The organism is Mucilaginibacter aureus (assembly GCF_053514885.1).
Genome location: NZ_CP170601.1, coordinates 4,253,133 through 4,279,859 on the forward strand (window position 1 = coordinate 4,253,133; position 26,727 = coordinate 4,279,859).

Consider the following 26,727-nt stretch of genomic DNA (forward strand, 5'->3'; position numbering starts at 1 on the left):
ATCGGATTTTTCGGTTACCCCACTAACATTCTTATCATTGATCAAAAAAAAGCGTCACTTTATAAAATAAACCGCATATTTAAACGCTATAATGCCGGGGCATTTAGATGGCCCGTTAATGATCGTACCTTTGCCTAAGCGTATTACATATAAGCCGTTAGCTATCAATTATACCGTAATAAAAATATGGGTCGCAGTGGTATTGATGGTACTGCAGTCCGGATTTTTATTTGCACAAACACAGTACACCATTAGCGGAACCATTAAAGACGCCTCAACCGGTGAAGCGCTGATAGGCGCTACTGCCCGCGTTGAAAACAGCGGTTCCAAAAGTGCCGTAACCAATACTTTTGGTTTTTACTCGTTAAGTGTTACCGAAGGCGAGCATGTGCTGCTGGTAAGCTACATAGGCTATAAAACCGATTCGGTGAAAATTAAGGTGCATAAAAACAGCCGCATCAACATCGAATTAACCTCAGGTAATGCTTTAAATGAAATTTTTGTAACTGACAAAGCCTTAGGACGCGAAAATATCCTGAGTCCGCAAATGGGGGTCAATAAATTTAACACCAATGATGTTAAAGATATACCTGTATTTATGGGCGAAAAAGATATTATCCGCACCATTGAATTGTTGCCGGGTGTAAAATCAACCGGTGACGCCAATACCGGGTTTTATGTAAGGGGTGGCGGTGCAGACCAAAACCTGGTACTGCTTGATGGTGCTACTGTTTATAATGCATCACACCTGTTTGGCTTCTTTTCAACCTTTAATTCGGATGCTATTAAAGATATCAGCCTGTATAAAGGCGGTATGCCTGCGCAATATGGCGGGCGGCTGTCATCTGTTTTAGATGTTAAGATGGATGATGGCAATAATAAGAGTTATGATGTGGAAGGTGGTATCGGGTTAATATCGTCGCGTATTAAGGTTGAAGGTCCTATTGTTAAAAACAAAAGTTCGTTTATGGTAAGTGCCCGACGCACTTATGCCGATGTGTTTTTAAAGCTTTCGGGCGACTCAACCCTGAAAGGCAGCAGCCTGTATTTTTACGATCTGAATGTTAAGGCCAATTACCAATTAGATGATAAAAACACCATTTATGTATCGGCATATTTAGGTAAGGATGATATAGGTTTGAAAGATAATTTTGCCACCAACTGGGGTAATACAACTGCCACGCTGCGCTGGAACCACCTGTTAAATAGCAAACTATTCTCTAATACATCATTCATTTATAGTAATTATAACTATACGATCGATAATTTTTCGTCGACGAGCAACATCAAGGTGGTATCAAAAATCGAAGATTTTTACCTAAAACAGGATTATGAGTACTTTGCAAACAACAACAATACATTGAGCTTTGGCGCAGGCATTGTACACCATACTATTGTGCCGGGTAACATTACCACTGCCCAAAAATCGAGCTATAACCCTAAAACTATTCAAAACCGGTATGCGTATGAGGCTAATGCCTACATTAGCAACTCGTGGCAGCCAACAAGCGCTCTAAATATAGTTTATGGCTTGCGAGCCAATATATTTAACCTGGTAGGCCCCGGAACGTTTAATACGTACAATACCGATGGCATGATAACAAACGTAGCTACCTATGGCTCGTGGAAAAGCGTTCAAACTTATTTTAATTTAGAACCACGCATTTTGGTAAGTTATACTGTTAATTCGCAAACATCCGTAAAGGCATCATATAACCATAATTCGCAAAATATTCACCTGCTGTCCAACTCAACATCAAGTCTGCCAACCGACCTTTATGTACTGAGCAGCAACAATATTAAGCCCGGCATAGCCGACCAGGTATCGCTGGGCTATTACAGGAATTTTAAAGATGATCAGTTTGAGTTTTCGACGGAGGTATATTACAAGTGGTTAAAAAATGAGGTTGATTATCGTAACGGTGCCGATTTGGTAGCTAACGAAACAGTAGAGTCGCAGTTACTTTACGGGGTTGGCAGGGCATATGGTATTGAGGTTTTCCTGAAAAAGAAATTCGGTAAATTTAACGGGTGGATCGGTTATACTTTATCGCGCACGGAACGCAAGATGGACGGAGTTAATAATGGAGATTATTTTCCGGCGCGCCAGGATCGCACACATGATGTTTCACTGCTCAGTATTTACAACCTGAGCAAACGCTGGACCTTATCTGCCGTATTTGTTTACGGCACGGGTAACGCGGTTACTTACCCGGCAGGGAAATATAAGGTGGGTGGCTTAACAACTTATTATTATAACCAGCGTAATGCAAACCGCTTACCGGTTGATAGCCGGTTAGATCTGGGTGCTACCTTAGAAGGCCGGCAACATAAAAACTATCATTCGAGCTGGAGCTTCAGTATTTATAATGCCTTTGACCGGATGAACCCCTATAGTGTAATATTCCAGGATAGCCCCGGGACGCCGTCGCATACCGAAGCCGTACAGACCAGTTTATTCGGTATTATACCATCGGTAACCTGGAATTTTAAATTTAAGTAATGGATAAAGAGTAATGAAAATCAGGACTTTAATAGCGATTGTATTTATTCTTTCAGGATTACTGTCCTGCCAAAAGGTTATTAATGTCGACGTGGGCAACGCGTCGCCACAATTAGTTATCGAGGGTAACCTCACAGATCATCAAGGTTTACAAACAATTACCATATCACGGTCCGTACCATACGGAAATACCAATGTTTTTCCCGCAGTGTCGGGTGCAAACGTTATCGTAACCGATGCCAATACAACCTATAAATTTACCGAAACACAACCCGGAACGTATACGATAGGCAACTTTAAATCAAAGCCTTTAACCCTTTATTTGTTAACTGTTAAGGTTGACGGAAAATCATATTACGCCGGTTCAACCATGCAGTTTCCGGTCAATCTTGATTCGCTTACCCTGGTGAGCCAGGCCATCGGTAATAAAAACCTGATAACTACAGTAGTTAACTACGTGGATCCGGGTTCAATAGCCAACCAATACAGGTTTATTATGTATGTAAATGGTGTACAGGTTAAGCGGATATTTGTAGATAATGACCTGCTAAGTAATGGCCGTTCTATATCAAGTACACTTTATCAGCAGGATATTGAGGTAAAAAAAGGAGATAAGGTAGATGTAGATATGGAATGTATTGATCCTGGTATATACAATTATTGGAACACCTTGAGTAGCCAGAGCGGCAATTCTCCCCAAAATTCCGCAACACCATCCAATCCTCCCTCTAATATTACCGGTGGGGCCTTAGGGTATTTTAGCGCCCATACCCTGCAACGCAAAAGCATAATTATACCTTAGTGTTTAAATAAGGTTTTATATTTGCCTTACAAATGAAGAATTTAAAAAAATATTATATCATATCGGCATCACCCGAGGAGGTTTATACCACGTTAACCAATCCGTTAAGTATACAACTGTGGACAGGCGAAGAAGCCGTAATGAGCACTGAACCGGGGAGTGAATTTTCCATGTGGGAAGGAAGCATTACGGGCAAAAACCTCGAATTTATTGAAGGCAAAAAAATAGTGCAACAATGGTATTTTGGTGATAACCCTGATGATTCGATCGTTACCATAATTCTTCACCCTCATAAAGACGGAACCTCGGCAGAGCTACGCCATACCAATATCCCCGATGAGGATTTTAACGACATTGCCGAAGGCTGGGATAACGCATACTTTGGCTCCGTTATTGATTTTTTTGACGCCTTTTAACCAATCTATTCAAAACAGTAGGCCCTGGTTTTTGTTAAGATTTAATGATAGTGTAAAGCTATTATTAAGATCTACTTAAAAACCATCCTATGAAAACTCTGAGATTTTTTAAATTAACTGCCCTGGTACTGCTTGCCACCGGGTTGTTTTTTACATCCGCGCAGGCCCAGCTTAAAGAAGAAAACAAAATAAACGATGCAACTATAGTATTGCGCGAGTTTGGCAAAATGAAAGAGAGCATACCGCACCAGTTGCTCGAAAATACCCATGGTATTATTATTATCCCCAAATTAATTAATGCCGGCTTTGTTGTTGGCGGTAAACGCGGTAAAGGCATTGCCATGGTGAAAGATGCCAACGGCAAATGGAGTGATCCTGTTTTTGTTACACTTACCGGCGGTAGTTTTGGTTTACAGGTAGGTGTGCAATCCGTTGATCTGGTATTGGTGTTTAAACACGATGAAACGTTAGCCAATATTGGTAAAGGGAGCTTTACTCTTGGCGGGGATATATCAGCAGCGGCAGGACCTGTGGGACGTAGTTCAACGGCCAACACCGACTATAAATTTCAAGCCGAAGTGTACAGTTATTCGCGTAGCCGGGGTTTGTTTGCCGGCATCACTTTAAACGGTGCATCACTTTCGGTTGATCAAACATCAAACACCAATTTTTACGGAAAAAATTCTGGTTCGGCTGCCATATTTGCCGAGGTTAAAAATACATCAACCCCGGTTAAAAACTTAAAAGTGACGCTTGAGAGCCTCTGATTGCAATAACTCTTAAAAACAAATGCCCCAACGAATTTCATTGGGGCATTTGTTTTAGGTATCAGTAGTTTCGTGATTACCAGATCTTAACCCGTTGATCAGGGTCGATCCACATTGCGTCACCTTTTTTGACATTGAAAGTTTTATAGAACTCAGGCACATCAGAAAACGGCGCATTTACCCGTAAAAAGCCCGGTGCATGCACATCAGTAGCTAATTGCTGGGCCAGGGCCTCATCGCGCTGGTGGCCTAACCAGCCTAATGCATACCCTAAAAAGAAACGCTGCATTGGCGTTAAGCCGTTAATGGTTTTACCCTCTTTGTATTGCTGAGTCTTTTTAAAGGCATCCAAACCTAAAACTATCCCCCCAAGGTCGGCAATGTTTTCGCCTAGGCTGGCTTGCCCGTTAACATGCAGGCTATCCAGTATTTTGTAGCTGTTAAACTGGTTAACAAGCATTTGTGCGCGTTTGGTAAACTTAACCGAATCTTCGGCGGTCCACCATCCCTTTAAGTTACCTTTTTCATCGTACTGGCGGCCTTCGTCATCAAAGCCGTGGGTAATTTCGTGGCCAATGGTTGATGCCGCCGCGTAACCGTAAACCACAGCATCGTCAATATCTTCGTCTTTAATGCCGGGTACAATAAATTGAGCCGCAGGTAAGGTGATCTCATTGTTCGACGGGCTGTAGTTGGCATTGTATGTTTGCGGGGTCATGTTCCATTCGGCATGATCAACCGGTTTGCCCAGCTTGTTGATATTGGTGAGATATTGCCAGTGCCTTGCGCGCATAACGTTTGCGGTGTACGAGGTACGGTCGATCTCCAGGTTTGAAAAATCTTTCCATTTATCGGGGTAACCCACTTTTGGATGAATAGTGCTTAATTTCAATAAAGCCTTTTGTTTGGTTTCAGGACTCATCCAATCCAGTTTTTCAATATGCTCTTTGTACGATTCGCGGATGGCTTCAACCAGGGCTACATAACGTGCTTTTGCCTTTTCGGGGAAATACTCTTTAACAAATAACTGGCCGAGCAGTTCGCCCATAAGGCCGTTTTCTGTATCTAAAACACGTTTCCAGCGGGGGAGTTGTTGTTTTTGTCCGCGTAGGATAGTGCCGGTAAAATGGAAACTTTCGGCACCGATGGCATTGTTTAAATATGGCGCGTACGACGAAATCAGTTTCCAGCGCAGGTAAGCTTTCCAATCGGCGACAGCAAATGTGGTTAAGCCTTTACTAACCGCTTTATAATATTCCGGCTGACCGATGATCACGCTATCCACATAAGGCATACCCATTTTGGCGAATACTTTATTCCAATCGATATTGGGTGTAAGCTTGTTAAATTGGGCAACCGTCATTTTATTATAGTTGCGATAAGGGTCGCGCAGATCCTCCAGTTTGCGGCTGCTGTCGGCTAACGATTTTTCGATAGCATATACGCTTTTGGCATCGTTTTTAGCCTGCTCATCGCTTAATCCCGAAAGTTTAAGCATGTTAGGCAGGTAATTGGCTTGATATTCGTTGCGTATTTTTACTGTGCGGGCATCTGTTTTAAAGTAATAATCGCGGTTAGGTAAACCCAGGCCTGTCTGATTTAATTGCAGCATCATTTTCGAGCTGTTTTTATCATCCTGGCCAACGCCTGCGCCAATAAAAGTACGTGCACCCACGGTGCTTAAATAAGCCGTAACATCCAACAGGCTATTTACATCGGTAATCTGATCGATCTTGTTCAATGGTTCTTTAAGCGCGTTGATCCCCAGTTTTTCTATACCGGCAGAATCAAGTCCGCTGTAATAAAAATCGCCGATCTTTTGAGTGCTTGTGCCCTTAGGTGCATTGGCCTTCATGGCATCTTCGTTGATTTTTTGAAGACGGGTACGAATGTCTTCGCCAACTACATTGCCGATACCCCAGCTTGAATAGGCAGGAGGGATAGGGTTTTTACCTATCCAGCCACCATTGGCGTATTTAAAAAAATCGGCCCCGGGACTAATGGATTTGTCAAGATTTTGATAAACAGGGTCGTTTGCGGGATGAGTTTGCGCATTTGCCACGCCGTATACCGACAAAGCCAGTACGCCTGCTGTAAGCAGTTTAATGTTAAAGTGTTTCATGAAATCAGTTATACTATATTCAAACATAATAAATTTTACGGCATTTGTTTATGCGAAAGTTAACTTGCTGTTAAAATTGGTAATATTGTAAGATGATATATGGCGATGAGATTTTAAAGATTGTTTTATCGGCTGTTGTGGGCTGCCTTGTAGGGCTGGAGCGCGAGATCAGGCGCAAGCCTGCGGGTTTCCGCACACTGGCATTGATCTGCGTTGGCGCTACCATTTTTACCATTTGTTCGTACAAATTAGGTATTGATGTTAACCGTGACAGGGTAGCCGCAAACATTATTACAGGTGTTGGCTTTTTGGGTGCAGGAGTTATTTTTCGTAATAACGGTTCAGTGTCGGGTATTACCACGGCTGCCACTATCTGGATAGCCGCTGCCCTGGGTATGCTGATAGGCATAGGCGAATATTGGCTTTCGTTAATCACACTGGCCATTTCTCTGGTTATTTTATATGCGCTACAATATATCCAAAACTGGATAGACAGCCGCTTCCAGCACCGGGATTATGTGATCAATTTTAAAGGTGAGTTTAGTGCGGAAGAGTTTACCGGAAAGTTAAATGAATGGAAGCTAACCACACATTATTTTAAAGAGACCCGTGTGGGGCAGCAAACCAGTTTTGAGTTCGACCTGACCGGTAAAGAGGTTAACATGGATAAGTTTAACCAGTGGCTTAAAAATGAATCGCGGGTTTACTCGTTTACCTGGTAAGATCGGCTTTATCCGTTTGCCAATGCAAGTAAGGTTTTTACCCTTTCGCTATCGGTAAATTCTAAAGTAAATTGCTCACCAAAACCATTCAGCAAAATATGGTCATTGCGGTATTCCATCGGGCTGTCGATCCTTGTTTTTGCTGTGGAATGAAACTCTGTAGCACCGGTAAAATGGATAAGGTCAGCAATGTTATGTTCGTTAATGCCGCTGCCTGGCATAATATTAATGCGATTTTGAGCGACCGTAATTAAATGGGATATTACACTGGCTCCTTCCATTGCTGAGCTTTTGCCGCCAGAGGTGAGTATCCGATCGCAGCCAATGGCAATAATGTCTTCCAAAGCTGCGAAATGATCGCGGCACATATCAAAAGCACGATGAAAGGTAACGCTGATACCTGCTGTTTTAGCCATATTAACCAAGTCGGCACAACGCTCTTTATCAACGGTGCCATCTTTTTTTAAGATACCGATCACGATACCATCGCAGCCATTAGTAATAAAATGGGCAATATCAGCCTTGATTACCTCAAACTCGGCATCCGAATAACAAAAGTCGCCACTCCGTGGCCGTATCAACGGATAGACGGGAATAGATAAAGATTTTTTGGTAAGCGCAAACTGACCGTGCGATGGCGTGGTACCACCTTCTTGCAGGTTATCACAGAGCTCAATCCGGATTGCGCCTCCGTTTTGTGCGGCTATAGCTGATGTGACGGAATTGGCGCAAACTTCGATACTGATCATCAGTTAAATATACTGATCTTTTCCAAAATTTAATAAAAACTGTTTCCGTCAATCAATATATCCTGTTTCTGGGCATTGCAAACTGCAAACGAGAAACCTTTTTGAATAGCATAAGCACCGTATTCGCCTTTTTTATTGATCGCTAAAAAGCCAACCTGTATTTCTTTGGCGGTATCAGGTTTCTTTTTGATAATGCGCCTTACGGCTTCTTTACAGGCATCTTCGGGCGTATAACCCTGGCGCATTAGTTCGACAACTAAAAAGCTGCCTACGTTGCGTATCACCTCTTCGCCAACCCCGGTAGATGTAGCGGCGCCAACCTCGTTATCAACGTACAATCCTGCTCCAATTATAGGGCTATCGCCAACACGGCCGTGTATTTTCCAGGCCATGCCGCTGGTTGTACAGGCGCCGCTGATATTTCCCTTAGCATCTATGGCCAGCATACCAATGGTATCATGATTGCCTTTACTGCCAGGTGCTGTATCGGGGTTATATAATTTGTTTTCTGTATTGATCTCGGGTTTGTATTGAGCTGTTTTGAGCCATTGTTTCCAGGCCTTTTCTGATTCGGGCGTTAATAGTTTTTCTTTTTTAAAACCCTGTTCAACGGCAAACTGGGTAGCTCCATCGCCAACCAGCATTACATGCGGTGTTTTTTCCATCACCAAACGGGCAACTGATATGGGGTGGGCAATATATTCCATGCCGGCTACCGATCCGCAATTACCCTTATCGTCCATAATACAGGCATCTAAAGTAACATGCCCGTCGCGGTCGGGGTAACCGGCCTTGCCAACACTGTGGTTGTGCAGGTCGGCTTCAGGTATTCTGGCGCCGGCTTCAACAGCATCAAGCGCGTTACCACCTTTGGATAAAATTTTCCAGGCTTCCTTGTTCGCCGCAACACCAAAGTTCCAGGTTGAGATCACTACAGGTAAAGTTGATCGTTCTACAGTAGTATCGCTTAACGCACGTGCAAAGCTTTGGGTTGATAAAGCGGCTAACGAAGCACCGAAAGCTGAACTCTTGATGAATTTACGGCGGTTATACATGGAATATCGGGTCAGTTTTTGTGAAAATAGGACGAATATTTTAAAGAAGATGCTTTTTAAAGTAATTATTTTGTGATGCAGGGTTTCAGCAAATCCCCGTAAGGTAAATTTCTGCTAAATTTGCCGGATATGCGTATTACCCTTATCGGTTCGGGCAACGTAGCCACACATCTGGCAGCAGCCTTAAAAAATGCCGGGCACAAAATTATACAGGTTTATAGCCCCAACTATCAAAATGCCGTGTTGTTGGCTTACCACGTTGGCGCCGCAGCTATTGATGATCTGAGTGCTATCGATCAGCACACAGATATTTTTATTGTTTCGGTAAAGGATGATGTGATTGAAGAAATAGCCGCCAAATTAGCTCCGCATCAAAAACTTATCGTCCATACGTCGGGCGCAACGGCATTATTACCGGGTACCAATACAGGCGTTTTTTACCCGCTGCAAACCTTTAGTAAAACAAAGGAAGTTGACTTTAGACAGGTGCCTTTGTGTATTGAGGGCAGCAATGAGCAGATTACCGAGTTATTAGAAGAATTAGGCCGTACCATTAGCAATAAGGTGTCGTGTGTTAATTCCGGACAGCGTAAAATATTGCATCTGGCTGCTGTTTTTGCTTGTAATTTCCCTAATGCGTTGTATGCTATGGCACAAGGATTATTGGCAGATCATCAGCTCGACTTTAACCTGTTGCGCCCGCTTATCCTGGAAACAGCAGAAAAGGTGCAGCAAAACCTGCCTGCCAATGTACAAACCGGACCAGCCGTTCGCCGTGATCAGAAAACGATGGATAACCACCTGGAATTATTGAATGAGCAGCCTGTATTGCAGCATATTTACAAAACCCTTAGTCAGTGTATTATCAAAATGGATAATGACCTTAATGGCGATAAGTAATTTTGTTACTTTTGCATCAAATGAACGTTTTTACACTAAAGATAAATTTCGAGGAAAAGGATCATGATCCGGTTGAGCTGCCCATAGCAGAAGGCGAATCGGTATTGGATGTTTGCCTTGAAAACGGAATTGAATTACAACATAACTGCGGCGGCGTTTGCGGCTGCAGCACCTGCCATGTTTATGTTACTGATGGAATGGATAACATCCAGGAAATATCTGACAAAGAAGAAGATTTTATCGACCGCGCCGTTAACCCACGTATTACCTCGAGATTAGGTTGCCAGTGTGTGGTTATAGATGGTGATATCGCCGTTACTATTCCAGATCAGTCGCAATTTATGGGGCATTAATTTATAAATCAATCTACAATTTATGGATCACACAAAATTTGAACTCCCGATATATTGGGCCGATCACGAAGATATTGCTATGGGCCTTTACGAAAAGTTTGGCGACGATTTTGACGAGTCGAAAATATACCGCATCCGTTTTACCGATTTGTTAGACTGGATATTGAGCCTGCCTAATTTTGCCGGTACCCGCGAACAAAGCACCGAAGGCCATTTGGAACAAATACAATCGGCCTGGGTTTACGAGTGGAGAGATAACCAGTAAGAACAGATGCAAGAAATAAGAATCAGGAATCAAGATTTTTAAATAAGTGTTGATTTTTTGTCTTAACTCTCGATTCTTAACTCCTGATTATATGCTAAACAAGCTCAAGCAAATTACCACCTTTATCTTTGATGTAGACGGTGTATTAACCGATGGCTCCGTGTTTGTTACCGAAGGTGGCGATCAATGCCGTACATTTAATACCAGGGATGGTTATGCTTTACAGTTGGCTGTTAAATGCGGCTACCAGGTGTGTGCAATAACGGGTGCAAAATCCGAAGGAGTGAGGCTCCGGTTAAACAGTTTGGGTGTCACTAATGTTTATTTAGGGGCACATACTAAAATCGATTTGTTTAAAAGCTATATCGCCGGCAAAGGCATTGAGCCTGACACAATTTTATACATGGGTGATGATATCCCGGATATCGACATCATGAAACAGGTGGGCCTGCCAACCTGCCCGGCCGATGCAGCTGAAGAGGTTAAAGCAGTAGCTCAATATGTTTCGCCATTAGTAGGCGGGCGCGGTTGCGTGCGCGATGTGGTGGAAAAAGTATTGAAGATACAGGGCAAATGGATGAGCAGTAATGCAATGAGCATATAGTTCATTGGCTCATTAGTTCAATAGTTCATTTGTCTTATCGCTTTGTTATATTCGGACGTCACAACTTAATGAACAAATGACCAATGAACAAATGAACCTTCCCAAAGTAATTCTCGCATCAAAATCGCCACGCAGGCAAGAGCTTTTAAAGCTGATGAACATCGACTTTAGGGTGGTGCTGAAAGAAGTTGATGAATCATACCCCGATGGCTTAAGCCCTATAGAGATTGCCTTACACATTGCCGAAAAAAAATGCCATGCTTTTGACGAGATGGTTGAAGGCGAGGCAGTGGTTACAGCCGATACCATAGTGAGCATTGACGACCAGATACTGGGTAAACCCGAAACCCCCGAACATGCCATAGCCATGCTGCAAACTTTATCGGGACGTAAGCACCAGGTAATTACCGGCGTTTGTATCTTATATAACCAGCGGTATAATTTGTTTTACGATGTATCGGATGTGCTTTTCAGGGTACTTACCGATGAAGAGATCACCTATTACGTTGAGAAATATCAGCCACTGGATAAAGCCGGCTCATATGGCATACAAGAGTGGATAGGATTGGTAGGCATCGAAAGAATAGATGGTTCTTATACGAACGTGGTTGGCCTGCCCACCGAAAAATTATACCAGCAATTGCTAAAGTTGGGGTAACTCTTTAACCAGACTTGCCATTACACCTTCTTTTAACGAATAAGTCGACATCCCCACGTTGCTGATCTTCAGCTTATCCATCACAAACCGTGTAATCAGCGATGCTACCACGATCATATCCACGCGCAACGGGATAACGCCTTTCATTTGTGCCCGTTCCTGGTGGTTTGAATGGATGATCAGATTTGTGGCATCCATAAAATCGCTCAGGTCGAAATCATAGCTATGGGTTTGTTTTGCATCAAACTTGCGTTGGTTTTGCAGCTCGATCACTTCGGCAAAGGTTTCAAAGGCACCGGCCGAACCGATCAGTTTTTCGATAGGAGTGGCCTCAACTGCGTTAAACAGGTCGGATAGGGTTTCTTCGAGGTACTGATGTAAATCGCAGATGCATTCAGGTGTTATCGGGTCGATGCGGTGAAATTTGTCCATCATCCGCGCAGCGCCTATTTCAAAACTTTGCTTCCACAGTATCCCCGTATCGGTACACAAAATAAACTCGATACTGCCACCACCGATATCCATAATGAGCGAAGTACTTGCCGAAAGACACCCCGAAGCCTTAACGCCCTCGTAAATATAGGCGGCTTCCTGCTGGCCGTCTATCAGCTCGATCTCAATACTGGTTTGAGCTTTTACCTCGTCGATAAACTGTTGCCCGTTTGCCGCATTGCGCAGCATGGAGGTGGCCATACATTTTATTATACCTGCACGGTTAGCCTTAACTTGCTCACCGAATTTCTGCATGGCTTTGATACCCCGTTCAAATGCTGCCGGCTGAATAAAACCTTTATTAATGCCGCCTTCGCCTAATTTTACCGGCTCCTGTATGTGGTAAACCTCGCGGGTAATACCGTTTTCGGCTTCCGCAATAAGTAAATGAAAGGTGTTTGTGCCAAGATCCATTACGGCTATGCGGTTGCTCATGCAGCTATAAATTAAAAATCACCGTAAAGGTTTTAAAAAATTACAAAAGCCCAAAAACATAATCATTTTGGGCTTTCTTATCTTAATTCTTGACTCTTGTTTCTCGACTCTTACTCAAAATACTCCTTCATCCGTTCAAAAAAGCTCTTTTCATTTTTGCCCGGGTTAGGTTTAAAGTTAGGCGAGTGCTGTAGTTTTTCTAGCAGATCGCGCTCTTCGCGGCTTAGTGCCTTTGGTGTCCAGATATTGATATGCACCAGTTGATCACCACGCTGATAGCTGTTCACTTCGGGTACGCCTTTGCCTTTTAAGCGTAGTATACGTCCGCCTTGTGTTCCAGGGTCTATCTTGATCTTGGCCTTGCCGTCAATGGTAGGTACTTCAATACTTGTACCCAATGCCGCATCAACAAAGCTGATGTGCAGGTCATAGATCACGTTATTACCATCACGTTTTAAAGTTTCGTGCGGTATTTCTTCTATCAGGATGATCAGGTCGCCCGGCACTCCGCCACGTGGGGCAGCGTTACCTTTGCCGCCCATGCTCAGTTGCATACCTTCGCTCACACCGGCCGGGATGTTAATGGTAATGGTTTCCTCGCCTCGTACCACACCATCGCCATGGCAAACGCTGCATTTAGCAGTTATTTGTGTGCCTTCGCCGTTACAGGTAGGGCAGGTGCTGGTAGTTTGCATCTGGCCCAGTATGGTATTGGTTACCCGGCGAACAGCGCCCTGGCCGCCGCAGGTTTTACAGGTTTGAAACGATGATTTATCCTTCGCGCCTGTACCATCGCAGGTACCGCAAAGCACTTGCTTATTTACTTTGATCTTCTTTTCGGCGCCATTGGCAATTTCTTCCAGGCTCAAACGTACTTTGATACGCAGGTTACTGCCTTTGCTTACGCGCCTGCCACCGCCGCCGCGTTGCTGGCCACCACCAAAAAAGCCGTCAAACGGACTGCCGCCGCCAAAAATATCACCAAACTGACTGAATATGTCATCCATATTCATGCCGCCGCCATAACCACCGCCATTGGCAGATGACGCATTGGCAGCATGGCCGTATTGGTCATAACGTGCACGTTTATCAGCATTACTCAATACCTCATAGGCTTCAGCAGCTTCCTTAAAATTTTCTTCGGCCTGCTTATCATCCGGGTTTTTATCCGGGTGATATTTGATCGCCATTTTACGGTACGCCTTTTTTACCTCATCTGCCGATGAACCTTTAGGTATACCCAGTACGTCGTAATAATCTCTTTTTGACATGTATTTGTTAAGTATTATATGTTATTGAGTTATTGGGTTATTGGTTATTAGGTTGTTCTGATAAGTTTTGTGCCACTTAATAACCTAATAACTAAATAACTAATAACTTATCCTCCAACTACCACTTTTGCAAAGCGTATAACTTTATCATTTAAAAAATAACCTTTTTCCAGTTCATCAACCACTTTACCCTTCATGTCGTCTCCGGCAGGTATATTAGTGATGGCTTCGTGTATATCAGCATCAAAGGTTTCACCCTTGGTTTGCATTTCTTTTACGCCTTTGCCGGTTAAAATGTGCTTCAACTTGTTTTGCACAAGCGCCACACCTTCTTTAACAGAGATAATATCAGTGGCGGTTTCCATGGCTTTTAGTGCCCGGTCAAAATCATCAAGTACAGGCAATAACGCCGTCAAAACGTCTTTGCCGCCGCTCAATAATATTTCCTGCCGCTCTTTTGCTGTACGGCGACGAAAATTATCAAACTCGGCGTACAGGCGCAGATATTTGTCATTGGCCTCTTTTAACTCTTCCTTCAGTTTCTCTTCTGCAGATGGTTGAGCTTCTGTTTGTTCCTGATTATCCTCATCAACCTTTAATGGTTCCTGCGCGTCGTTTACATCCTGTATCTCACTCATAATTTCATTCGCATTTTCGGGAGCTTCGTGCTCCTTCTTTTTTTCTTTAACATGTCGTTAAAATTCATAATTACATCGGGCAAATCAACTACCTTGCCATTGTTCAAATCGCGACAAGCTGTCAGCGTAGCGCCATTTTTGTGAAACATTCTGTCCGGTTAACGGCTGTTGGCAGTAACCCTGACAGGTTTATTAAATTTTTGCGTCAGGGTATATTTGCGATACCGATCCATTATCTTTAACTCAAATTATTACCCAATGGAACCTCAAGGCACAAAAGCAAACCCCTGGAAATTAACCACTCCTCCCGGAACATCCGAATACGAAATGTACAGAGATGTAAAAGGCGGCAAAGAAGTAATTGTATGCGTGGGAGGCAAAACAACCCTGCTGTATGATGCCCGCTGTCTGGACGACCTGCACCAGATGCTTAAGCAGCACGGCGACTGGATGGACCTTGGTGGTGCCGACGAACAAAAGGAAGCCAAAGCCGGAACCGTTGAAGCCTGGGGCCGCGATACCGGTAACCCTGTTGGCGGCTGGTACGGCCTGAAGAAGGGCCTGCGCGGCCGTTTTGGCGTTTATGTACCGCCTTTGATGGAAGTACTTGGCCTGGCCGAGCTTACCCACGATGCAAAGAACAATAAAATGAAAGCCAGGTGAGCGTCATGCAATATCCCGGGATTTGATTTCGGCTTTATGATGATCCGGCTAATTCAATCATTCAAACTCAAAAAAACATAGGTATATAGGGTATTTTCACAATTTCCATCTTGATTCTTGCCTCCTGAATCTTTTTCAGGGTGGGTATTTGTCGGTATTTTTAATGAAAAATCAGGCAATATCCCTGTTTAAACGCTGTAAGGTGCTTTTATGGCTTTTTACACCCACCAAACAGGGTGGGTATGAGGTGGGTATACCCACCTCGTCCTTATCTACGCTCGCTTGTAACGGGTGCTTAACATGGTTTTGGGTTTAAACGCCACAAAAAACACATAGGTATTCTTCGGTATTTTTACGTGTTTTTTATCGAAAATCTCATTTAAAGCCAGAATTTGAGCTTTTTGTATCTTAAACACCGATGAAACACATAGGTATCACATCGGTATACCGATGTCTCTTTTTTTGTGCGATGAGATCAAAGAACTGTTTAGCCGAAACCCGGCTGAATTGTATAAATATACGGTTTTTTGGTGGGATAAGCAAGAGAATATCACCTATAATGGCGCAAGTCTTGTGCGGTTGTTTGCGGGCTGATGACTTGTGACTCTGCTGTTCGAAGTCTCCGACTTCGGATAACTGAGAAAATCACACCCTGATTATTAACTGTTTTACGTTATTTTAATACCGTTAAATAATTTAACAGTATTAAATTTAAGATCATTTAAACGTTTAAATGCCCTTTTAAATGCCTTAATGACTGGAAATGCTAAGTACTTGGTATAATTAAATAATTTAACACTGTTAAATTTGATTTGAAATCCAACTCTGCTGTTCGAAGTCTCCAGGCTTCGAACCTATATGCCCAGTAGTCTTCAGACTACATACATATTCATCCGAAGTCAGAGACTTCGAATAGCAGGGCTAATCATTATTACAACTACTTTAACAGAAACGGGCAAATAACCCTTTGGTTATTTGCCCGTTAACTTTAGCCCCTAACCTTTATTGTGCAACAGGGACATATAGACCGGACGTTTGGATAAAGTTCTATCGGGTCTCTTAAATACGACCCTGCATCGAAAAGATTGTCAATGCTTTTTATTTTTGATCATCAGATCATGTGTCATCATCACTAATTTTCTAAACTTCGCACCCGAAGTATCAGCTGGGTATTCGGGGTTACCAACTTTAGGCGTTATCATCAGGAACGACGAATTGCCGCCGAATCTTTGTGCAACACCGTGACAGCCCTGGCAGCCGCCCATGCTTAAAGGCACACCTTTATAAAACAAATTCGGGTTGTGATCATGCGGGTATTTAATGCTACTGCCATTAAAATTGGCCAGGGTTGAGTCGGTTTCAACCACAAAATTAGCCAGGAAGAAATTGGGATCATTGCCGGCATTGGTATAGTTTACCGGCGTTCCCTGTACACCTACCAGGCGGTAATATTTCCATATCGACTTCGGATTTTTTTGTTTGATCAGGCGATGAGCGTAGGCCGTAGCGCTATCGGCAATGGCAGTGATAGGGTGTAGCCTTTTGGCAGGCACCAGGTTTTTGCTGGGCACGGGTTGCAGTACCTGGTAGCTCATGCTGTCGGCAACCACGTTTACGTGCTCAAAAGTGGCAAAAATAAATGCAGGATAGTTTTTGGTTTTATGTATGATGTGCAGGCCTATTAAAGCGTACTTTTTGTTCTCATAATAAGCCTTGCCATTACCACCGCCTTTATAAACAATAACGTTACGCATAAAAAACCTGCTACTGTCCTCACCTGGTAACAACTGCCGCCATGCTGTTTTTACCTCAACGGCACCTTCCATTTTAGTGCCAAGCGTACCACATGGCAGGCACACGGCGCCATTTACCTTTTGCATATTGCAGGGGTCTGTCGAGATAAGCGAATCGTTTGCTGCGGCTAATTTGTTGGCGTTTTGCAAGGCTGCTGCAGTTTTAAAGTTAGCGGCCACATAATTATACTCTACTTTGTTAACCTTAGCCTGGTAAAGCACCTGATATTGTTTTTGGTATTGATTAGTGTGCGCAAACAAGTTGCACGAGCCGATCTCGCTCGCCTCGTCCAGGTTATCAAAAAGCGTATAACTGGCATTGTTTAACCGTGCCAGGCTTATACCGTAGCTATAATGCGGCTGCTTGTTGAAATTTTGTATCGAATCGCTATAAGGTCTGAATTCACTCCGGTGCGCATAGGTTTCCCATACAACATGGTCGGGGTAAGCCGCAGTAGTATCGCTGCCATAATTCCAGGTAGTGTCGGGGTGGTCGCGTAAACTATCTTTGCTGTACGACGATTTCCAGTTCAGCGCCAAAAACTCGTTCCAGGCAAAGGCTGCAAGGTCGCTGTCGCTTGCTGCGGCATGCAGGTCCGAAGGGATGGTGTCGCTAAGGCTAATATTAAAACCAGATGCAACGCCTTTTTTCGAACTATTGCTGCACCTGTTAAACATAAATACTACTGCAAGCAGCAATGTTAAATACAATAAGTACTTTTTCATAATGATAAGATTTTTAAGGTGTTAATTGGTATTAAATATATAAAAAGTATTTTTATTTTAATATATTTTACATTTAATAGATATTTTTTGCAGTAAAATGATCGCTGAGTAGGGTCGGGGACAAATATCATAACTAAAAAGTCCCGACAACCTTTCAGTTATCGGGACCATAGACTCATCAACATATCTTCAGTCTGTTACAGCATTTTTATTCCTCGTCTATGGGCCTAAACTTTTTTAGTATATCTCCTCTGCTGTTCGAAGTCTCCAGACTTCGAACCTATATGCCCAGTAGTCTTCAGACTACATACATATTCATCCGAAGTCTCTGACTTCGGATAGCGGGGAGTCAAATAAATGCCCTCTGTACTATGTTTTTTCTTTGTGACCCTTTTTGTAAAATCACTTCACGACTCCATAAACCCAGTCTGGTGAAATAGACCAATTATTCCATTAATTCTTTTAATATTTCTTTCCCTGTTAATGTTCGACTGGTTCTATTGTCATCTGTGATAATAGTTAATCTTAATTTATTATCACTTTTAAGAAACTCTGATGAAAATTTAATTTTTCCAATCACTTTCCAAGTTTGAGATAAGATTGGCATTCGTTGAATATTTATAGTTGACTCATTACCTTCTAAATTCAACTTATGGTGCACTTCATTAGTGAAATAATGTTCTACTTTGTTGCCATTTACTGTGCTGTTATATACATAATCGACCGCATTTTTAGAACCTGCGATAATAAAATCTACGTGATGTATTACTAATTGTCCAACATTTGTTGCCAAGACTTCGTATTCCATAGGAACTGATTTATCACTACTAAGCCAAACACTTTCTATCACTTTAGAAAAGCATGGTCTAAAGTTAATTTCAGCCTGTGTTCTTGTTTGTCTATTGATTATGTCTTTAATTTCCCAATCATCCATCGGCACTGACTGAAAATTATATCTTCTGTAATATTTTTTATCATAAGCTTGATGTGCCGTATTACTTGGTGGAATTTCAACAACATACACAACCTGATTATTGGCGGCAGAGCCAATTGTAATGGGGTGAATTAAAATACCATGAATAGTTGGATTTATTCTTGAATTAATAATTTGTTCCAAAGTTTCTTTTGAGAACAATGTTCTATCGATAGGATCAATGCAATCTGGTAAATATTGGGCCCCAACTTGTTTCTCGGTCATGCCATAGATAATTAACCCACCGTTGGAGTTAGCAAATGCAGATACGTCTTTAGAGATTTCTGTCTTTTTGCTGTCAGTATTTTGCAAAGAACCCGAAGCTTTATAATCAAGATTAATATTTTCTTCTATTTGATTATCAATGTATTCCTGCAACTTGTCTTGATTCCACATCGTGTGCTCCTTTATATAATACTCAATACTAAGCAACTAATCACAAATAAACAACCTGACCCTATAACTCCACAAACACACTCTTCAACCCAACACTCGCCACACCAACCATACTTTTACCTTTCCGCATGTCAACCGATATCTGCGCGCGGCCATTATAAGCCTGTACCTTGCGCGAGCCTGTCGAAGTACCCAGGTCATCCAGTAAAATACCGTCCCCGGCAAGGGAGAAATTGATCCAGTTGGCAGCATCAAGGCATTGCACGTTATTAGCATCATATAGTTTTACCTGCACGGTAGCAATACCGTCTTTCTCGCCAATTTTTTCCATCACCAGTTTGGCAGGTTTGCCCCATTTGTCGGTTTGGTATTGCTGGTCAATCTCGTCGGTAATGGTGGTTTTACCTTTTTTAGCGATCACCTTGATATGGTTATTGCCTTTGTTAAATACTACGTTCCAGCGCAGGCCCGCTGCGGGGAAATCCTGGCTGTTACGTTTTTTAATGCCGTAGCTTTTGCCGTTCACCCATAATTCGGCTTCATCGCAGTTAGAAAACACTTTTACCATCTTTTCTTCACCGGCATCGCCCCAGCGCACCGGCCAGGTATGCCCGTAAATATGCGCCATGGGCTTTTCGGCCCAGTACGATTGCACTACGTAATATTCTTCTTTAGGGGTCTGGTCATGCGCTACAACACCCTTCTGGTTAATAAATGGCACCGGGTTGTCCGGGCGCAGGGGAGTAGCGAAATCCTTAAAGGTCCAGAAAGCGGTACCGGTTAACCAGGGCATGCTTTCCTGCTCTTTCAGCGTCCAGTCGAACAGGTTGCAGATATAGCTTTCGCTCCAGTCGCCATCCTTCGAGTAGCTTACCTCAACTTTGGTAGTATCGCCAGGTTTTTTGGTTTTAGGTTTTACATATTCCGGGTTTTCCGAAAAACGGAACTGGTGGCTGTCGCCGCCCCATTCCACATGTAAAAAGTGCTTAACTCCTTTAAAACCTTTTTCTTCCAGGTCTTTATAATTGGTGTACAAACCCTTGCCATACCAGCCCGCCCAAATGGTAGGCGAATACACATCCACAATATCCTTGCAAAAATCGCAGCGGCGGATGGCTGTTTTGCGCGATGGGTCAAGGCGGTGCGCCAGATCGTTCTGCTCGCTCATAAAGGCGCGGATCTTTTGCTTGTCGAATTCCTCAAAATCGCCGGCCCAGTCGTTCTCGTTACCCAAACTCCAGATGATGATGGCCGGGTGATTATAATGCTGCTCTATCATATTGGTGAGCATGCTGCGGGCCTGATTTTTATACACATCGCTGCCAAGGCCGCCGCGGCACCAGGGCGTTTCTTCCCAAACCAGCAGCCCCAGGCTGTCGCACAGGTCAAGCACCAATTTCGATTGCTGGTAATGTCCCAAACGGATAAAATTGGCGCCCATATCTTTGATCATCTGCAGATCAATGCGCGTCATATCCTCGGTCATGGCGGCTGCTACACCGGCCTGATCGGCGTGCAGGTGTGTGCCGCGTAATAGCAAACGTTTGCCGTTCAGCATAAACGGGCCATTATCTACAAACTCAAAATTGCGGAAGCCTACCTTTTCGGTTTGTTTTACAGTGCCTGCATCGCTGGTCACAGTTACATCAACAGTATACAATTGCGGATTTGATGGCGACCAGATCACCGGGTTTTTCACCGCGAATAAACCAATAGGTTCATCAGCATTTAAGCTGCTCAGTTTGCTGCTTGTTTGATTGATCACCTTACCGCGCGGGTCGCTGATCACCACTTGTACATTTGCCTGGCTTACCTTGCCGGGATTATAAAAACGGGCCTTGATGTTGAGTTTACCCATCTTACCATCCTTATCCACTTCCGCTGCTGCAAAAACTTTATCCAGCGACAGGGCAGGGGCATACACTAAATTAAGATAACGGTATAACCCACCATACACACAAAAATCCGACATCCGCGAAGGAATACTTTCCACATCGCGCGAGTTATCGCAGCGGATCTCGATCGGCACTTTACCGTTAAAACGTTTCGTAAAGGCCTCGGTCTTTTTAAACTCGGCCACAGCATCGGTAATATCCACCGTCCATTCGTCATAACCGCCTAAATGATATCCCACCTTAGTGGTATACACATAAACCTCGGTTTTTTGGCCCGCGCCTTCAAAATGGAGCAATGTGCGGCCGTTGGTATAATTGTTTTGGATATCAAGTTTGGTGCGATACCATCCTGGCCCCTGGTAGTAATTGCCCGCAGGATCAACCGCATCGCGACTGTTAAAGCAATGCGGTAAAGTAACGGCTTGCCATACAGGTACTGCCTCGGGGTTATCGGGCGCAGGGATAGGGCGCACGGCTTCCCAAACACCACCCAGGTCTTGTTTTATAAACTCCCAGTTATTGGTTAAACGTATTTTTTGCTGGGCTAGGGCAGGTGCAAACCCACTGACAACAACTAACAGAACTGACAATACTTTTTTTACAGGCGACATAATTATGCGGAGATCGGTTTAAATCGAACCGCAAACTAAACATTTTTGCTGCAGCAATAAAAGTAAGTGTGATTAGTACACTAAAAGCAGCCAAAATAGTTTACTGATAAGCCAATTACGCATAATATTGAGGGCGTGATACTGCCTGGTTATGATTGATAAATTATTGTTTCTGCAGGCATCGCTTAACACCAAATTATAGCTTACTTTGTGGCGTTCATAAACACCCTACTATCATGACTTATTGCTTAGGCATTAAAGTAAAGAAAGGCCTTGTGGCTATAGCCGATACCCGCATTACTAGCGGTACTGATGTTACCATTAAAAAGAAACTGTCGGTATTTCAAAAGGAAAACTGTTCCCTGTTTATCATGACCAGCGGCTTACGCTCGGTACGCGATAAAGCCATCGTTTATTTTGATGAGTTGCTGGATACGGAATCCGACAGTTATAACAAGCTTTATAAAGTGGTTAACGCTTTTGGCGAACAGGTAAAACGTGTAGCTACAGAGGATAAAGCTACCCTCGAGAAATCAGGCTTTAAGTTTAACCTCAATACCATCATCGGCGGACAAATGAAGGATGATGACGAACACAAATTGTTCTTGCTCTATCCCGAAGGTAACTGGGTTGAACTGGGCGAGGGGGCACCGTATGTGATCATTGGTAATGCCGCACAGGGGAAGGCGATTTTAAATCGGATATTGAACCGGGATACCAGTTTAAAGCTGGCACTTAAAGCCGGTTTCCTGTCGTTCGATTCAACGCGTATCAGTGCAGCCGATGTCGACTTTCCGATAGACATCGCCCTTTATGAGAACGGAAGCTTTAACATGGTAGAACATCATTACGAAAAAGAAGACCTGCAGCGGGTTTCGGCACAATGGGATAAAGAACTTAAATCGGCATTGAAAAGTATTTCAAACCAATGGATGGATAGCGTGTTTAATCAGCTCGGCAAAGAAAATAAAAAGGATAAGAAGGGTAAAAAAGTATGAAGTTTAAAGTAACAGGGCAATTAGGGTACGATGTAAAAGGACCCAGTACATTTATATGGAACATCCACACCCTGCGTACTTCGGGTCAAACCGTGCTCGAAGAATCGTTCAACATTGAACCTTACTTTAAAATTGAAGAACTAAAATCGCAGCACACCGAAAACCGGTATGTACGTGTAGAAATTCCCGAACCTTGCTTTGTGAGTATCTATTACCAGGCTTTGGTTGATACCTCCTTTAAAAAAATTGATGGCGGTAAACTGGATAGTGTGCCGGTAACGCAGCTCGATCCATCGGTGTTGCCGTATCTGTATCCAAGCCGTTATTGCCAGTCGGATAAGTTGCACCGTTTTGCCAACAGCCGTTTTGGTAAGATCAGCAATGCCTTTGAAAAAGTGCTGGCCCTTACCAAATGGATCCACGATAACGTTGAATACCTCAGCGGCTCTACCAATTCGCAAACCTCGGCTTATGATACCGCCACCGAACAGGCCGGCGTTTGCCGCGATTTTGCACACCTGGGTATAGCGCTTTGCCGCACATTGGATATCCCGGCAAGGTACTTTACCGGTTACTCTTACATGCTAAAACCACAGGATTTTCACGCTTGCTTTGAGGCATTTTTAGGCGGCGAATGGGTAGTGTTTGATGCCACACATCTGGCACCGCTAAACGGCCTGGTGAAGATTGCTACCGGTCGCGATGCTGCCGATACAGCCATTGCTACCATTTTCGGTAACGTTATTTGTAGCACTACCTCGGCAAACTGCGAATTGGCCGAAGATAACTTTGAACCCGTTTACTACGACGGTAAAAAGCATTTCGGGTTTACTTATTTGTAGAATGCGGTATTAGCTGCTACTGCTACTAAACACTGCTACCCGTTCAAGCTATCTGCACGTCCTCTAACACTTTACCGTTTTCGCATTTAATAATCCGTGACGGGAAAGCTCTAATGATCTGGTAGTCGTGCGTAGCAACCAAAACAGCGGTACCGCTCTGGCTGATCTGTTTCAACAGCATCACCAAATCTTCCGATGTTTCGGGGTCAAGGTTACCGGTAGGTTCGTCGGCTAAAATAATCTCCGGGTCATTCAGCAAAGCGCGGGCAACAACCACACGCTGCTGTTCACCGCCCGAAAGCTCGTGCGGCATTTTATTGATCTTTGAGCGCAGGCCCACTTTTTCTAAAACGTCTTTGGTACGCTCGGCTATCAGGTTTTTATCGTTCCAGCCGGTAGCTTTCATTACAAACTCCAGGTTCTGGGCTACGGTACGATCGGTCAGCAATTGAAAATCCTGGAAAACGATGCCCAGCTTACGGCGCAAAAACGGAATTTCTTTATCCGTCAATTTTTTCAGGTCGTACCCGCAGGCATGGCCCTCGCCGTTATTGATTTTTAAATCACCATAAATTATCTTCATCAAACTACTCTTGCCCGACCCGGTTTGACCGATCAGCCAAACAAAATCGCCTTTATCCACATGCAGGTTTACCGACGACAATACCAGGTGTTTTTGTTGAAAAACATCAACACCGCTTAATTTTATAACAGAATTACCGATCATAGCTCAGAGTTCCAGTTTTAGTATCTGCCCGAATGGCAGCTCTTTTACAATATTCATTATATATTCGGCCTTATCCGCAAGCCCAACCTTATCCAGCGATTTTTCCGGCCTGTCTATCCTGAAATAGGCCAGCAGGGTAAATTTTTCATCGCGCAGCTGTACATAATCGGGTATTTTGGCAACGCCTTTTACTTTGATGATATACATTTTAGTTCATGGTTCATAGCTCATAGTTCATTGGTCATTCATAATTTTATTAAACTATGAACCATCAACCATCAACCATGATCTTTTTCTCAAAGGTAGTAATCCGTTTATAATTTAAGGAGTGAAATTATAAACATCAGGTTATATAGGGCACCCCAGATCGGGGCACCCTGTTTTTTATTAGCTACTCGCCACAAACGGCGATTTCCTGATGAATTGTTTGTCATCAATTTGACTGATCAAAAAATCAGCGAGATCACTGGTATTGATATTTTCGCCGGGGCAATCTTCAAGGCTTATTGCCAGCTTCCCTTTTTCCTCGGTCTGTATAATCATCGGCAAACGCACCATCGTCCAATCAATATCACTTGCGGTAACAATATCATAAGCTTTTTGCTTATCCGCTACCACAACCGGGAAATTGCTGCGCATCCATTCGGATTTGGCAATGTTTTGCTCGCTTTTCCCGTCGCCAGGTACATCAATATTCAACCCGCAAACAAAAATGTAGCGTTTAATGCCGCATTGTTTCATTAGGGTAGTGATGTTGATTGCTGCCGGGCCCGATATCAATGGCTCGTCCTTGCCTTGCCCCAGCGTGCTGATCACTGCATCGCACTCAGTTAACAGCTCTTTGATTGCCGGTATATTCTGAATATCGCCTTCTACAACACGGAGCTCCGGGTGGGCGAGGGTATATGCGTTCGGTTTACGGATTAGGGCTTTAACACTATATCCATCCTGCAAAAGTTGTTTGACGAGGTATTTACCGGCTTTACCGGTAGCGCCGATAACGGCGACTGTTATATGTTGATTCATGTGATTGTCTTTTAATAAAATAATGAAATAGCCTGCATCAAAAAGTAATGCAAAGCCTGCAGACCAGAGATAGCCTGCGTTTAGAGTTCGTTCAATATTTTATTAAGACAGTAAGATGCCACTAAGATAGCATTAATCGCTAAAAGAATTTGCACATCTGCACATTTACTCATCTGCACATCAGGTTACAACCCCGCCAAAAATGCCATCGTATCCACACCATCTGCATAATCCCACAGTTTAGGCTTCTGGCTTTCGCCGAAACCGACGATCTGATTATCCAGGTGTAATTCGGCATCGCTTACGATGCATTGGATCTGTTCGTTTAAACCGGCCAGCCGTATCTGCGCATTGTCCAGGTCATCATAGTATTCAAAATACAAAACCGCCAGGGGCGAGGCCATCCGCTCATCTTCCTTCAGCAGCAAAAAACCATTGTCAAAATGCTTATCGCCGTTAACCAGGTAAATCGACTTATTATAATCGTAATTGTTATTGTATTTATGATGGTTGATGATCGGCTGGTGAGGCTCTATAGCTTCAAAAAAGGGCACAAAATCATAGCCTTTAGGTACAAACAGCTTCGATACGTTGCGGCATCCCAACCCAAAAAAATCAAAAATATCATGCCCCAATAAAAACAGCTGTTCTGTACTTTCCTTATCGGTAAGCACGGCCACGCTATTGCGGTTTTTGCGGATAATGTTCGGTACCTTGCCAAAATAATACTCAAAATAACGCGAGGTGTTATTGCTTCCTGTAGCGATAACGGCGTCAAAACCGGCCAGCCGATCAACAAAGCTAAAGCTGTCTTTAAACTCTGGTGCAATCTCAACAAGCATGTACAAAATGTATTTGATCAGTCTCGCATCCTGGCTCGAAGCTTTGATCACAGCGTGATGACCACTTGCCAGCACACACAGCACATCATGAAAACCAACTAAGGGGATGTTACCGGCTAATATTAAACCAATTTTTTTGATGGAAGAGGGATGAGGTACGATGGAAGATGTGTTTTCTCCATTATCCATCTTACCTTTTCCATCTTCCATATCGAGCCATCTTTCCAGGTCTTCACCATTAAGCATCTTCCCGATAGCCTTAACCGCGTTCAGGGTGTTCAACGGGGTAAACCAGGCATTATAATGTTGCTCGCTTTGTATAATGGCTGATAATTGCTCATCGGGATCGCTTAATTGTGCTCCCAACTGCGAAAGTCTATCGATTAAGTATATTTTTTTTGCTTGTGACATATTAATGGCATTGAGTGAAACTGCAAAACGGATTTTTTGTTATATTTGCAGCGTAAGAGCCGAAGGGCAAAG

Annotated in this window: 27 protein-coding genes; 14 read left to right on the forward strand and 13 right to left on the reverse strand. The window is 43.4% G+C overall.

Going from position 1 to position 26,727, the window contains the following annotated elements; all coding sequences use genetic code 11:
* Positions 1–91 precede the first annotated feature (91 nt).
* The 4 genes from ACFGVR_RS18125 (at position 92) to ACFGVR_RS18140 (ending at position 4,488) form a co-directional block, all read left to right on the forward strand.
* Complete coding sequence (locus ACFGVR_RS18125) at positions 92–2,503, forward strand: TonB-dependent receptor (RefSeq protein WP_448698789.1); 2,412 nt, start codon at positions 92–94, stop codon at positions 2,501–2,503.
* A gap of 13 nt (positions 2,504–2,516) precedes the next feature.
* The gene (locus ACFGVR_RS18130; RefSeq protein WP_448698790.1) at positions 2,517–3,305 is read left to right on the forward strand and encodes a DUF4249 family protein; all 789 of its coding nucleotides are present in this window, start codon (positions 2,517–2,519) and stop codon (positions 3,303–3,305) included.
* A 32-nt stretch (positions 3,306–3,337) separates the two neighbouring features.
* Positions 3,338–3,721, forward strand: a complete 384-nt coding sequence (locus tag ACFGVR_RS18135) for an SRPBCC domain-containing protein (RefSeq protein ID WP_448698791.1) — start codon at positions 3,338–3,340, stop codon at positions 3,719–3,721.
* Positions 3,722–3,810: 89 nt separating this feature from the next.
* A complete protein-coding gene (locus tag ACFGVR_RS18140) occupies positions 3,811–4,488 on the forward strand; it encodes a lipid-binding SYLF domain-containing protein (protein WP_448698792.1) in 678 nt (225 codons plus the stop codon).
* 76 nt (positions 4,489–4,564) lie between these two features.
* On the opposite strand, the gene ACFGVR_RS18145 is transcribed toward ACFGVR_RS18140, so the two are convergent.
* Positions 4,565–6,610: a M13 family metallopeptidase gene (locus ACFGVR_RS18145; RefSeq protein WP_448698793.1), complete on the reverse strand. Its 2,046-nt coding sequence runs from the start codon at positions 6,608–6,610 to the stop codon at positions 4,565–4,567.
* Between the two features lie 92 nt (positions 6,611–6,702).
* Here ACFGVR_RS18145 and ACFGVR_RS18150 point away from each other — a divergent pair, with 92 nt between their 5' ends.
* Positions 6,703–7,332, forward strand: coding sequence for an MgtC/SapB family protein (locus tag ACFGVR_RS18150; RefSeq protein ID WP_448698794.1), 630 nt, complete (start codon positions 6,703–6,705; stop codon positions 7,330–7,332).
* Positions 7,333–7,340: 8 nt separating this feature from the next.
* Here ACFGVR_RS18150 and ACFGVR_RS18155 read toward each other — a convergent pair whose 3' ends face one another.
* Together ACFGVR_RS18155 and ACFGVR_RS18160 are read right to left on the reverse strand one after the other, a co-directional pair.
* Positions 7,341–8,081, reverse strand: coding sequence for a copper homeostasis protein CutC (locus ACFGVR_RS18155; RefSeq protein WP_448698795.1), 741 nt, complete (start codon positions 8,079–8,081; stop codon positions 7,341–7,343).
* Positions 8,082–8,110: 29 nt separating this feature from the next.
* On the reverse strand, positions 8,111–9,136 hold the full coding sequence (locus tag ACFGVR_RS18160; protein ID WP_448698796.1) for a N(4)-(beta-N-acetylglucosaminyl)-L-asparaginase: 1,026 nt from the start codon (positions 9,134–9,136) through the stop codon (positions 8,111–8,113).
* A gap of 129 nt (positions 9,137–9,265) precedes the next feature.
* Here ACFGVR_RS18160 and ACFGVR_RS18165 point away from each other — a divergent pair, with 129 nt between their 5' ends.
* The 5 genes from ACFGVR_RS18165 (at position 9,266) to ACFGVR_RS18185 (ending at position 11,916) form a co-directional block, all read left to right on the forward strand.
* Positions 9,266–10,036: a Rossmann-like and DUF2520 domain-containing protein gene (locus ACFGVR_RS18165; protein ID WP_448698797.1), complete on the forward strand. Its 771-nt coding sequence runs from the start codon at positions 9,266–9,268 to the stop codon at positions 10,034–10,036.
* Between the two features lie 20 nt (positions 10,037–10,056).
* The gene (locus ACFGVR_RS18170; RefSeq protein WP_448698798.1) at positions 10,057–10,389 is read left to right on the forward strand and encodes a 2Fe-2S iron-sulfur cluster-binding protein; all 333 of its coding nucleotides are present in this window, start codon (positions 10,057–10,059) and stop codon (positions 10,387–10,389) included.
* A gap of 22 nt (positions 10,390–10,411) precedes the next feature.
* Entirely contained in the window at positions 10,412–10,654 is a 243-nt protein-coding gene (iscX, locus tag ACFGVR_RS18175; protein WP_448698799.1) for a Fe-S cluster assembly protein IscX, read from the forward strand.
* A 91-nt stretch (positions 10,655–10,745) separates the two neighbouring features.
* Positions 10,746–11,258, forward strand: coding sequence for a KdsC family phosphatase (locus ACFGVR_RS18180; protein WP_448698801.1), 513 nt, complete (start codon positions 10,746–10,748; stop codon positions 11,256–11,258).
* Positions 11,259–11,334: 76 nt separating this feature from the next.
* Positions 11,335–11,916: a Maf family nucleotide pyrophosphatase gene (locus ACFGVR_RS18185; RefSeq protein WP_448698802.1), complete on the forward strand. Its 582-nt coding sequence runs from the start codon at positions 11,335–11,337 to the stop codon at positions 11,914–11,916.
* On the opposite strand, the gene ACFGVR_RS18190 is transcribed toward ACFGVR_RS18185, so the two are convergent.
* The 3 genes from ACFGVR_RS18190 to ACFGVR_RS18200 form a co-directional block, all read right to left on the reverse strand.
* Positions 11,902–12,843, reverse strand: coding sequence for a Ppx/GppA phosphatase family protein (locus ACFGVR_RS18190; protein WP_448698803.1), 942 nt, complete (start codon positions 12,841–12,843; stop codon positions 11,902–11,904). The genes ACFGVR_RS18185 and ACFGVR_RS18190 overlap by 15 nt on opposite strands.
* A 110-nt stretch (positions 12,844–12,953) precedes the next feature.
* On the reverse strand, positions 12,954–14,114 hold the full coding sequence (gene dnaJ, locus ACFGVR_RS18195; RefSeq protein ID WP_448698804.1) for a molecular chaperone DnaJ: 1,161 nt from the start codon (positions 14,112–14,114) through the stop codon (positions 12,954–12,956).
* Between the two features lie 107 nt (positions 14,115–14,221).
* Positions 14,222–14,752: a nucleotide exchange factor GrpE gene (locus tag ACFGVR_RS18200; protein WP_448698805.1), complete on the reverse strand. Its 531-nt coding sequence runs from the start codon at positions 14,750–14,752 to the stop codon at positions 14,222–14,224.
* A 258-nt stretch (positions 14,753–15,010) separates the two neighbouring features.
* Here ACFGVR_RS18200 and ACFGVR_RS18205 point away from each other — a divergent pair, with 258 nt between their 5' ends.
* Positions 15,011–15,415 carry a DUF6855 family protein gene (locus ACFGVR_RS18205; RefSeq protein ID WP_448698806.1) on the forward strand — a complete coding sequence of 135 codons (405 nt, stop codon included), beginning with the start codon at positions 15,011–15,013 and terminating at the stop codon, positions 15,413–15,415.
* Between the two features lie 450 nt (positions 15,416–15,865).
* Positions 15,866–16,009, forward strand: coding sequence for a hypothetical protein (locus ACFGVR_RS18210; protein WP_448698807.1), 144 nt, complete (start codon positions 15,866–15,868; stop codon positions 16,007–16,009).
* A 494-nt stretch (positions 16,010–16,503) separates the two neighbouring features.
* On the opposite strand, the gene ACFGVR_RS18215 is transcribed toward ACFGVR_RS18210, so the two are convergent.
* The 3 genes from ACFGVR_RS18215 to ACFGVR_RS18225 form a co-directional block, all read right to left on the reverse strand.
* Entirely contained in the window at positions 16,504–17,934 is a 1,431-nt protein-coding gene (locus tag ACFGVR_RS18215) for a hypothetical protein (RefSeq protein WP_448698809.1), read from the reverse strand.
* 445 nt (positions 17,935–18,379) lie between these two features.
* The gene (locus ACFGVR_RS18220; RefSeq protein ID WP_448698810.1) at positions 18,380–19,303 is read right to left on the reverse strand and encodes an AlbA family DNA-binding domain-containing protein; all 924 of its coding nucleotides are present in this window, start codon (positions 19,301–19,303) and stop codon (positions 18,380–18,382) included.
* Between the two features lie 61 nt (positions 19,304–19,364).
* Positions 19,365–21,809 carry a glycoside hydrolase family 2 TIM barrel-domain containing protein gene (locus ACFGVR_RS18225; RefSeq protein ID WP_448698812.1) on the reverse strand — a complete coding sequence of 815 codons (2,445 nt, stop codon included), beginning with the start codon at positions 21,807–21,809 and terminating at the stop codon, positions 19,365–19,367.
* Between the two features lie 236 nt (positions 21,810–22,045).
* Here ACFGVR_RS18225 and ACFGVR_RS18230 point away from each other — a divergent pair, with 236 nt between their 5' ends.
* On the forward strand, positions 22,046–22,807 hold the full coding sequence (locus tag ACFGVR_RS18230) for a peptidase (RefSeq protein ID WP_448698813.1): 762 nt from the start codon (positions 22,046–22,048) through the stop codon (positions 22,805–22,807).
* The gene (locus tag ACFGVR_RS18235; RefSeq protein ID WP_448698814.1) at positions 22,804–23,649 is read left to right on the forward strand and encodes a transglutaminase-like domain-containing protein; all 846 of its coding nucleotides are present in this window, start codon (positions 22,804–22,806) and stop codon (positions 23,647–23,649) included. The genes ACFGVR_RS18230 and ACFGVR_RS18235 overlap by 4 nt, the downstream gene beginning before the upstream one ends.
* A gap of 43 nt (positions 23,650–23,692) precedes the next feature.
* Here the strand turns inward: ACFGVR_RS18235 and ACFGVR_RS18240 are convergent, their stop codons facing one another.
* The 4 genes from ACFGVR_RS18240 to ACFGVR_RS18255 all read right to left on the reverse strand — a co-directional run bounded on the left by ACFGVR_RS18240 (position 23,693) and on the right by ACFGVR_RS18255 (position 26,655).
* The gene (locus ACFGVR_RS18240) at positions 23,693–24,376 is read right to left on the reverse strand and encodes a cell division ATP-binding protein FtsE (RefSeq protein WP_448698816.1); all 684 of its coding nucleotides are present in this window, start codon (positions 24,374–24,376) and stop codon (positions 23,693–23,695) included.
* A gap of 3 nt (positions 24,377–24,379) precedes the next feature.
* A complete protein-coding gene (locus ACFGVR_RS18245; RefSeq protein WP_448698817.1) occupies positions 24,380–24,583 on the reverse strand; it encodes a fructose-6-phosphate aldolase in 204 nt (67 codons plus the stop codon).
* Between the two features lie 180 nt (positions 24,584–24,763).
* Positions 24,764–25,402, reverse strand: a complete 639-nt coding sequence (locus tag ACFGVR_RS18250) for an NAD(P)-dependent oxidoreductase (RefSeq protein WP_448698818.1) — start codon at positions 25,400–25,402, stop codon at positions 24,764–24,766.
* 185 nt (positions 25,403–25,587) lie between these two features.
* On the reverse strand, positions 25,588–26,655 hold the full coding sequence (locus tag ACFGVR_RS18255) for an acyl-CoA reductase (RefSeq protein WP_448698819.1): 1,068 nt from the start codon (positions 26,653–26,655) through the stop codon (positions 25,588–25,590).
* Positions 26,656–26,727 lie beyond the last annotated feature (72 nt).

What these genes read in the sequence shown, in the direction of transcription:
- dnaJ (WP_448698804.1), bottom strand. Translation starts at nt 14,114, where the DNA reads ATGTCAAAAAGAGATTATTACGACGTACTGGGTATACCTAAAGGTTCA.
- ACFGVR_RS18140 (WP_448698792.1), top strand. Translation starts at nt 3,811, where the DNA reads ATGAAAACTCTGAGATTTTTTAAATTAACTGCCCTGGTACTGCTTGCC.
- ACFGVR_RS18130 (WP_448698790.1), top strand. Translation starts at nt 2,517, where the DNA reads ATGAAAATCAGGACTTTAATAGCGATTGTATTTATTCTTTCAGGATTA.
- ACFGVR_RS18190 (WP_448698803.1), bottom strand. Translation starts at nt 12,843, where the DNA reads ATGAGCAACCGCATAGCCGTAATGGATCTTGGCACAAACACCTTTCAT.
- ACFGVR_RS18180 (WP_448698801.1), top strand. Translation starts at nt 10,746, where the DNA reads ATGCTAAACAAGCTCAAGCAAATTACCACCTTTATCTTTGATGTAGAC.
- ACFGVR_RS18150 (WP_448698794.1), top strand. Translation starts at nt 6,703, where the DNA reads ATGATATATGGCGATGAGATTTTAAAGATTGTTTTATCGGCTGTTGTG.
- ACFGVR_RS18210 (WP_448698807.1), top strand. Translation starts at nt 15,866, where the DNA reads ATGTCTCTTTTTTTGTGCGATGAGATCAAAGAACTGTTTAGCCGAAAC.
- iscX (WP_448698799.1), top strand. Translation starts at nt 10,412, where the DNA reads ATGGATCACACAAAATTTGAACTCCCGATATATTGGGCCGATCACGAA.
- ACFGVR_RS18155 (WP_448698795.1), bottom strand. Translation starts at nt 8,081, where the DNA reads ATGATCAGTATCGAAGTTTGCGCCAATTCCGTCACATCAGCTATAGCC.
- ACFGVR_RS18170 (WP_448698798.1), top strand. Translation starts at nt 10,057, where the DNA reads ATGAACGTTTTTACACTAAAGATAAATTTCGAGGAAAAGGATCATGAT.
- ACFGVR_RS18245 (WP_448698817.1), bottom strand. Translation starts at nt 24,583, where the DNA reads ATGTATATCATCAAAGTAAAAGGCGTTGCCAAAATACCCGATTATGTA.
- ACFGVR_RS18205 (WP_448698806.1), top strand. Translation starts at nt 15,011, where the DNA reads ATGGAACCTCAAGGCACAAAAGCAAACCCCTGGAAATTAACCACTCCT.
- ACFGVR_RS18200 (WP_448698805.1), bottom strand. Translation starts at nt 14,752, where the DNA reads ATGAGTGAGATACAGGATGTAAACGACGCGCAGGAACCATTAAAGGTT.
- ACFGVR_RS18145 (WP_448698793.1), bottom strand. Translation starts at nt 6,610, where the DNA reads ATGAAACACTTTAACATTAAACTGCTTACAGCAGGCGTACTGGCTTTG.
- ACFGVR_RS18185 (WP_448698802.1), top strand. Translation starts at nt 11,335, where the DNA reads ATGACCAATGAACAAATGAACCTTCCCAAAGTAATTCTCGCATCAAAA.
- ACFGVR_RS18215 (WP_448698809.1), bottom strand. Translation starts at nt 17,934, where the DNA reads ATGAAAAAGTACTTATTGTATTTAACATTGCTGCTTGCAGTAGTATTT.
- ACFGVR_RS18225 (WP_448698812.1), bottom strand. Translation starts at nt 21,809, where the DNA reads ATGTCGCCTGTAAAAAAAGTATTGTCAGTTCTGTTAGTTGTTGTCAGT.
- ACFGVR_RS18240 (WP_448698816.1), bottom strand. Translation starts at nt 24,376, where the DNA reads ATGATCGGTAATTCTGTTATAAAATTAAGCGGTGTTGATGTTTTTCAA.
- ACFGVR_RS18255 (WP_448698819.1), bottom strand. Translation starts at nt 26,655, where the DNA reads ATGTCACAAGCAAAAAAAATATACTTAATCGATAGACTTTCGCAGTTG.
- ACFGVR_RS18230 (WP_448698813.1), top strand. Translation starts at nt 22,046, where the DNA reads ATGACTTATTGCTTAGGCATTAAAGTAAAGAAAGGCCTTGTGGCTATA.
- ACFGVR_RS18135 (WP_448698791.1), top strand. Translation starts at nt 3,338, where the DNA reads ATGAAGAATTTAAAAAAATATTATATCATATCGGCATCACCCGAGGAG.
- ACFGVR_RS18220 (WP_448698810.1), bottom strand. Translation starts at nt 19,303, where the DNA reads ATGTGGAATCAAGACAAGTTGCAGGAATACATTGATAATCAAATAGAA.
- ACFGVR_RS18160 (WP_448698796.1), bottom strand. Translation starts at nt 9,136, where the DNA reads ATGTATAACCGCCGTAAATTCATCAAGAGTTCAGCTTTCGGTGCTTCG.
- ACFGVR_RS18250 (WP_448698818.1), bottom strand. Translation starts at nt 25,402, where the DNA reads ATGAATCAACATATAACAGTCGCCGTTATCGGCGCTACCGGTAAAGCC.
- ACFGVR_RS18125 (WP_448698789.1), top strand. Translation starts at nt 92, where the DNA reads ATGCCGGGGCATTTAGATGGCCCGTTAATGATCGTACCTTTGCCTAAG.
- ACFGVR_RS18235 (WP_448698814.1), top strand. Translation starts at nt 22,804, where the DNA reads ATGAAGTTTAAAGTAACAGGGCAATTAGGGTACGATGTAAAAGGACCC.
- ACFGVR_RS18165 (WP_448698797.1), top strand. Translation starts at nt 9,266, where the DNA reads ATGCGTATTACCCTTATCGGTTCGGGCAACGTAGCCACACATCTGGCA.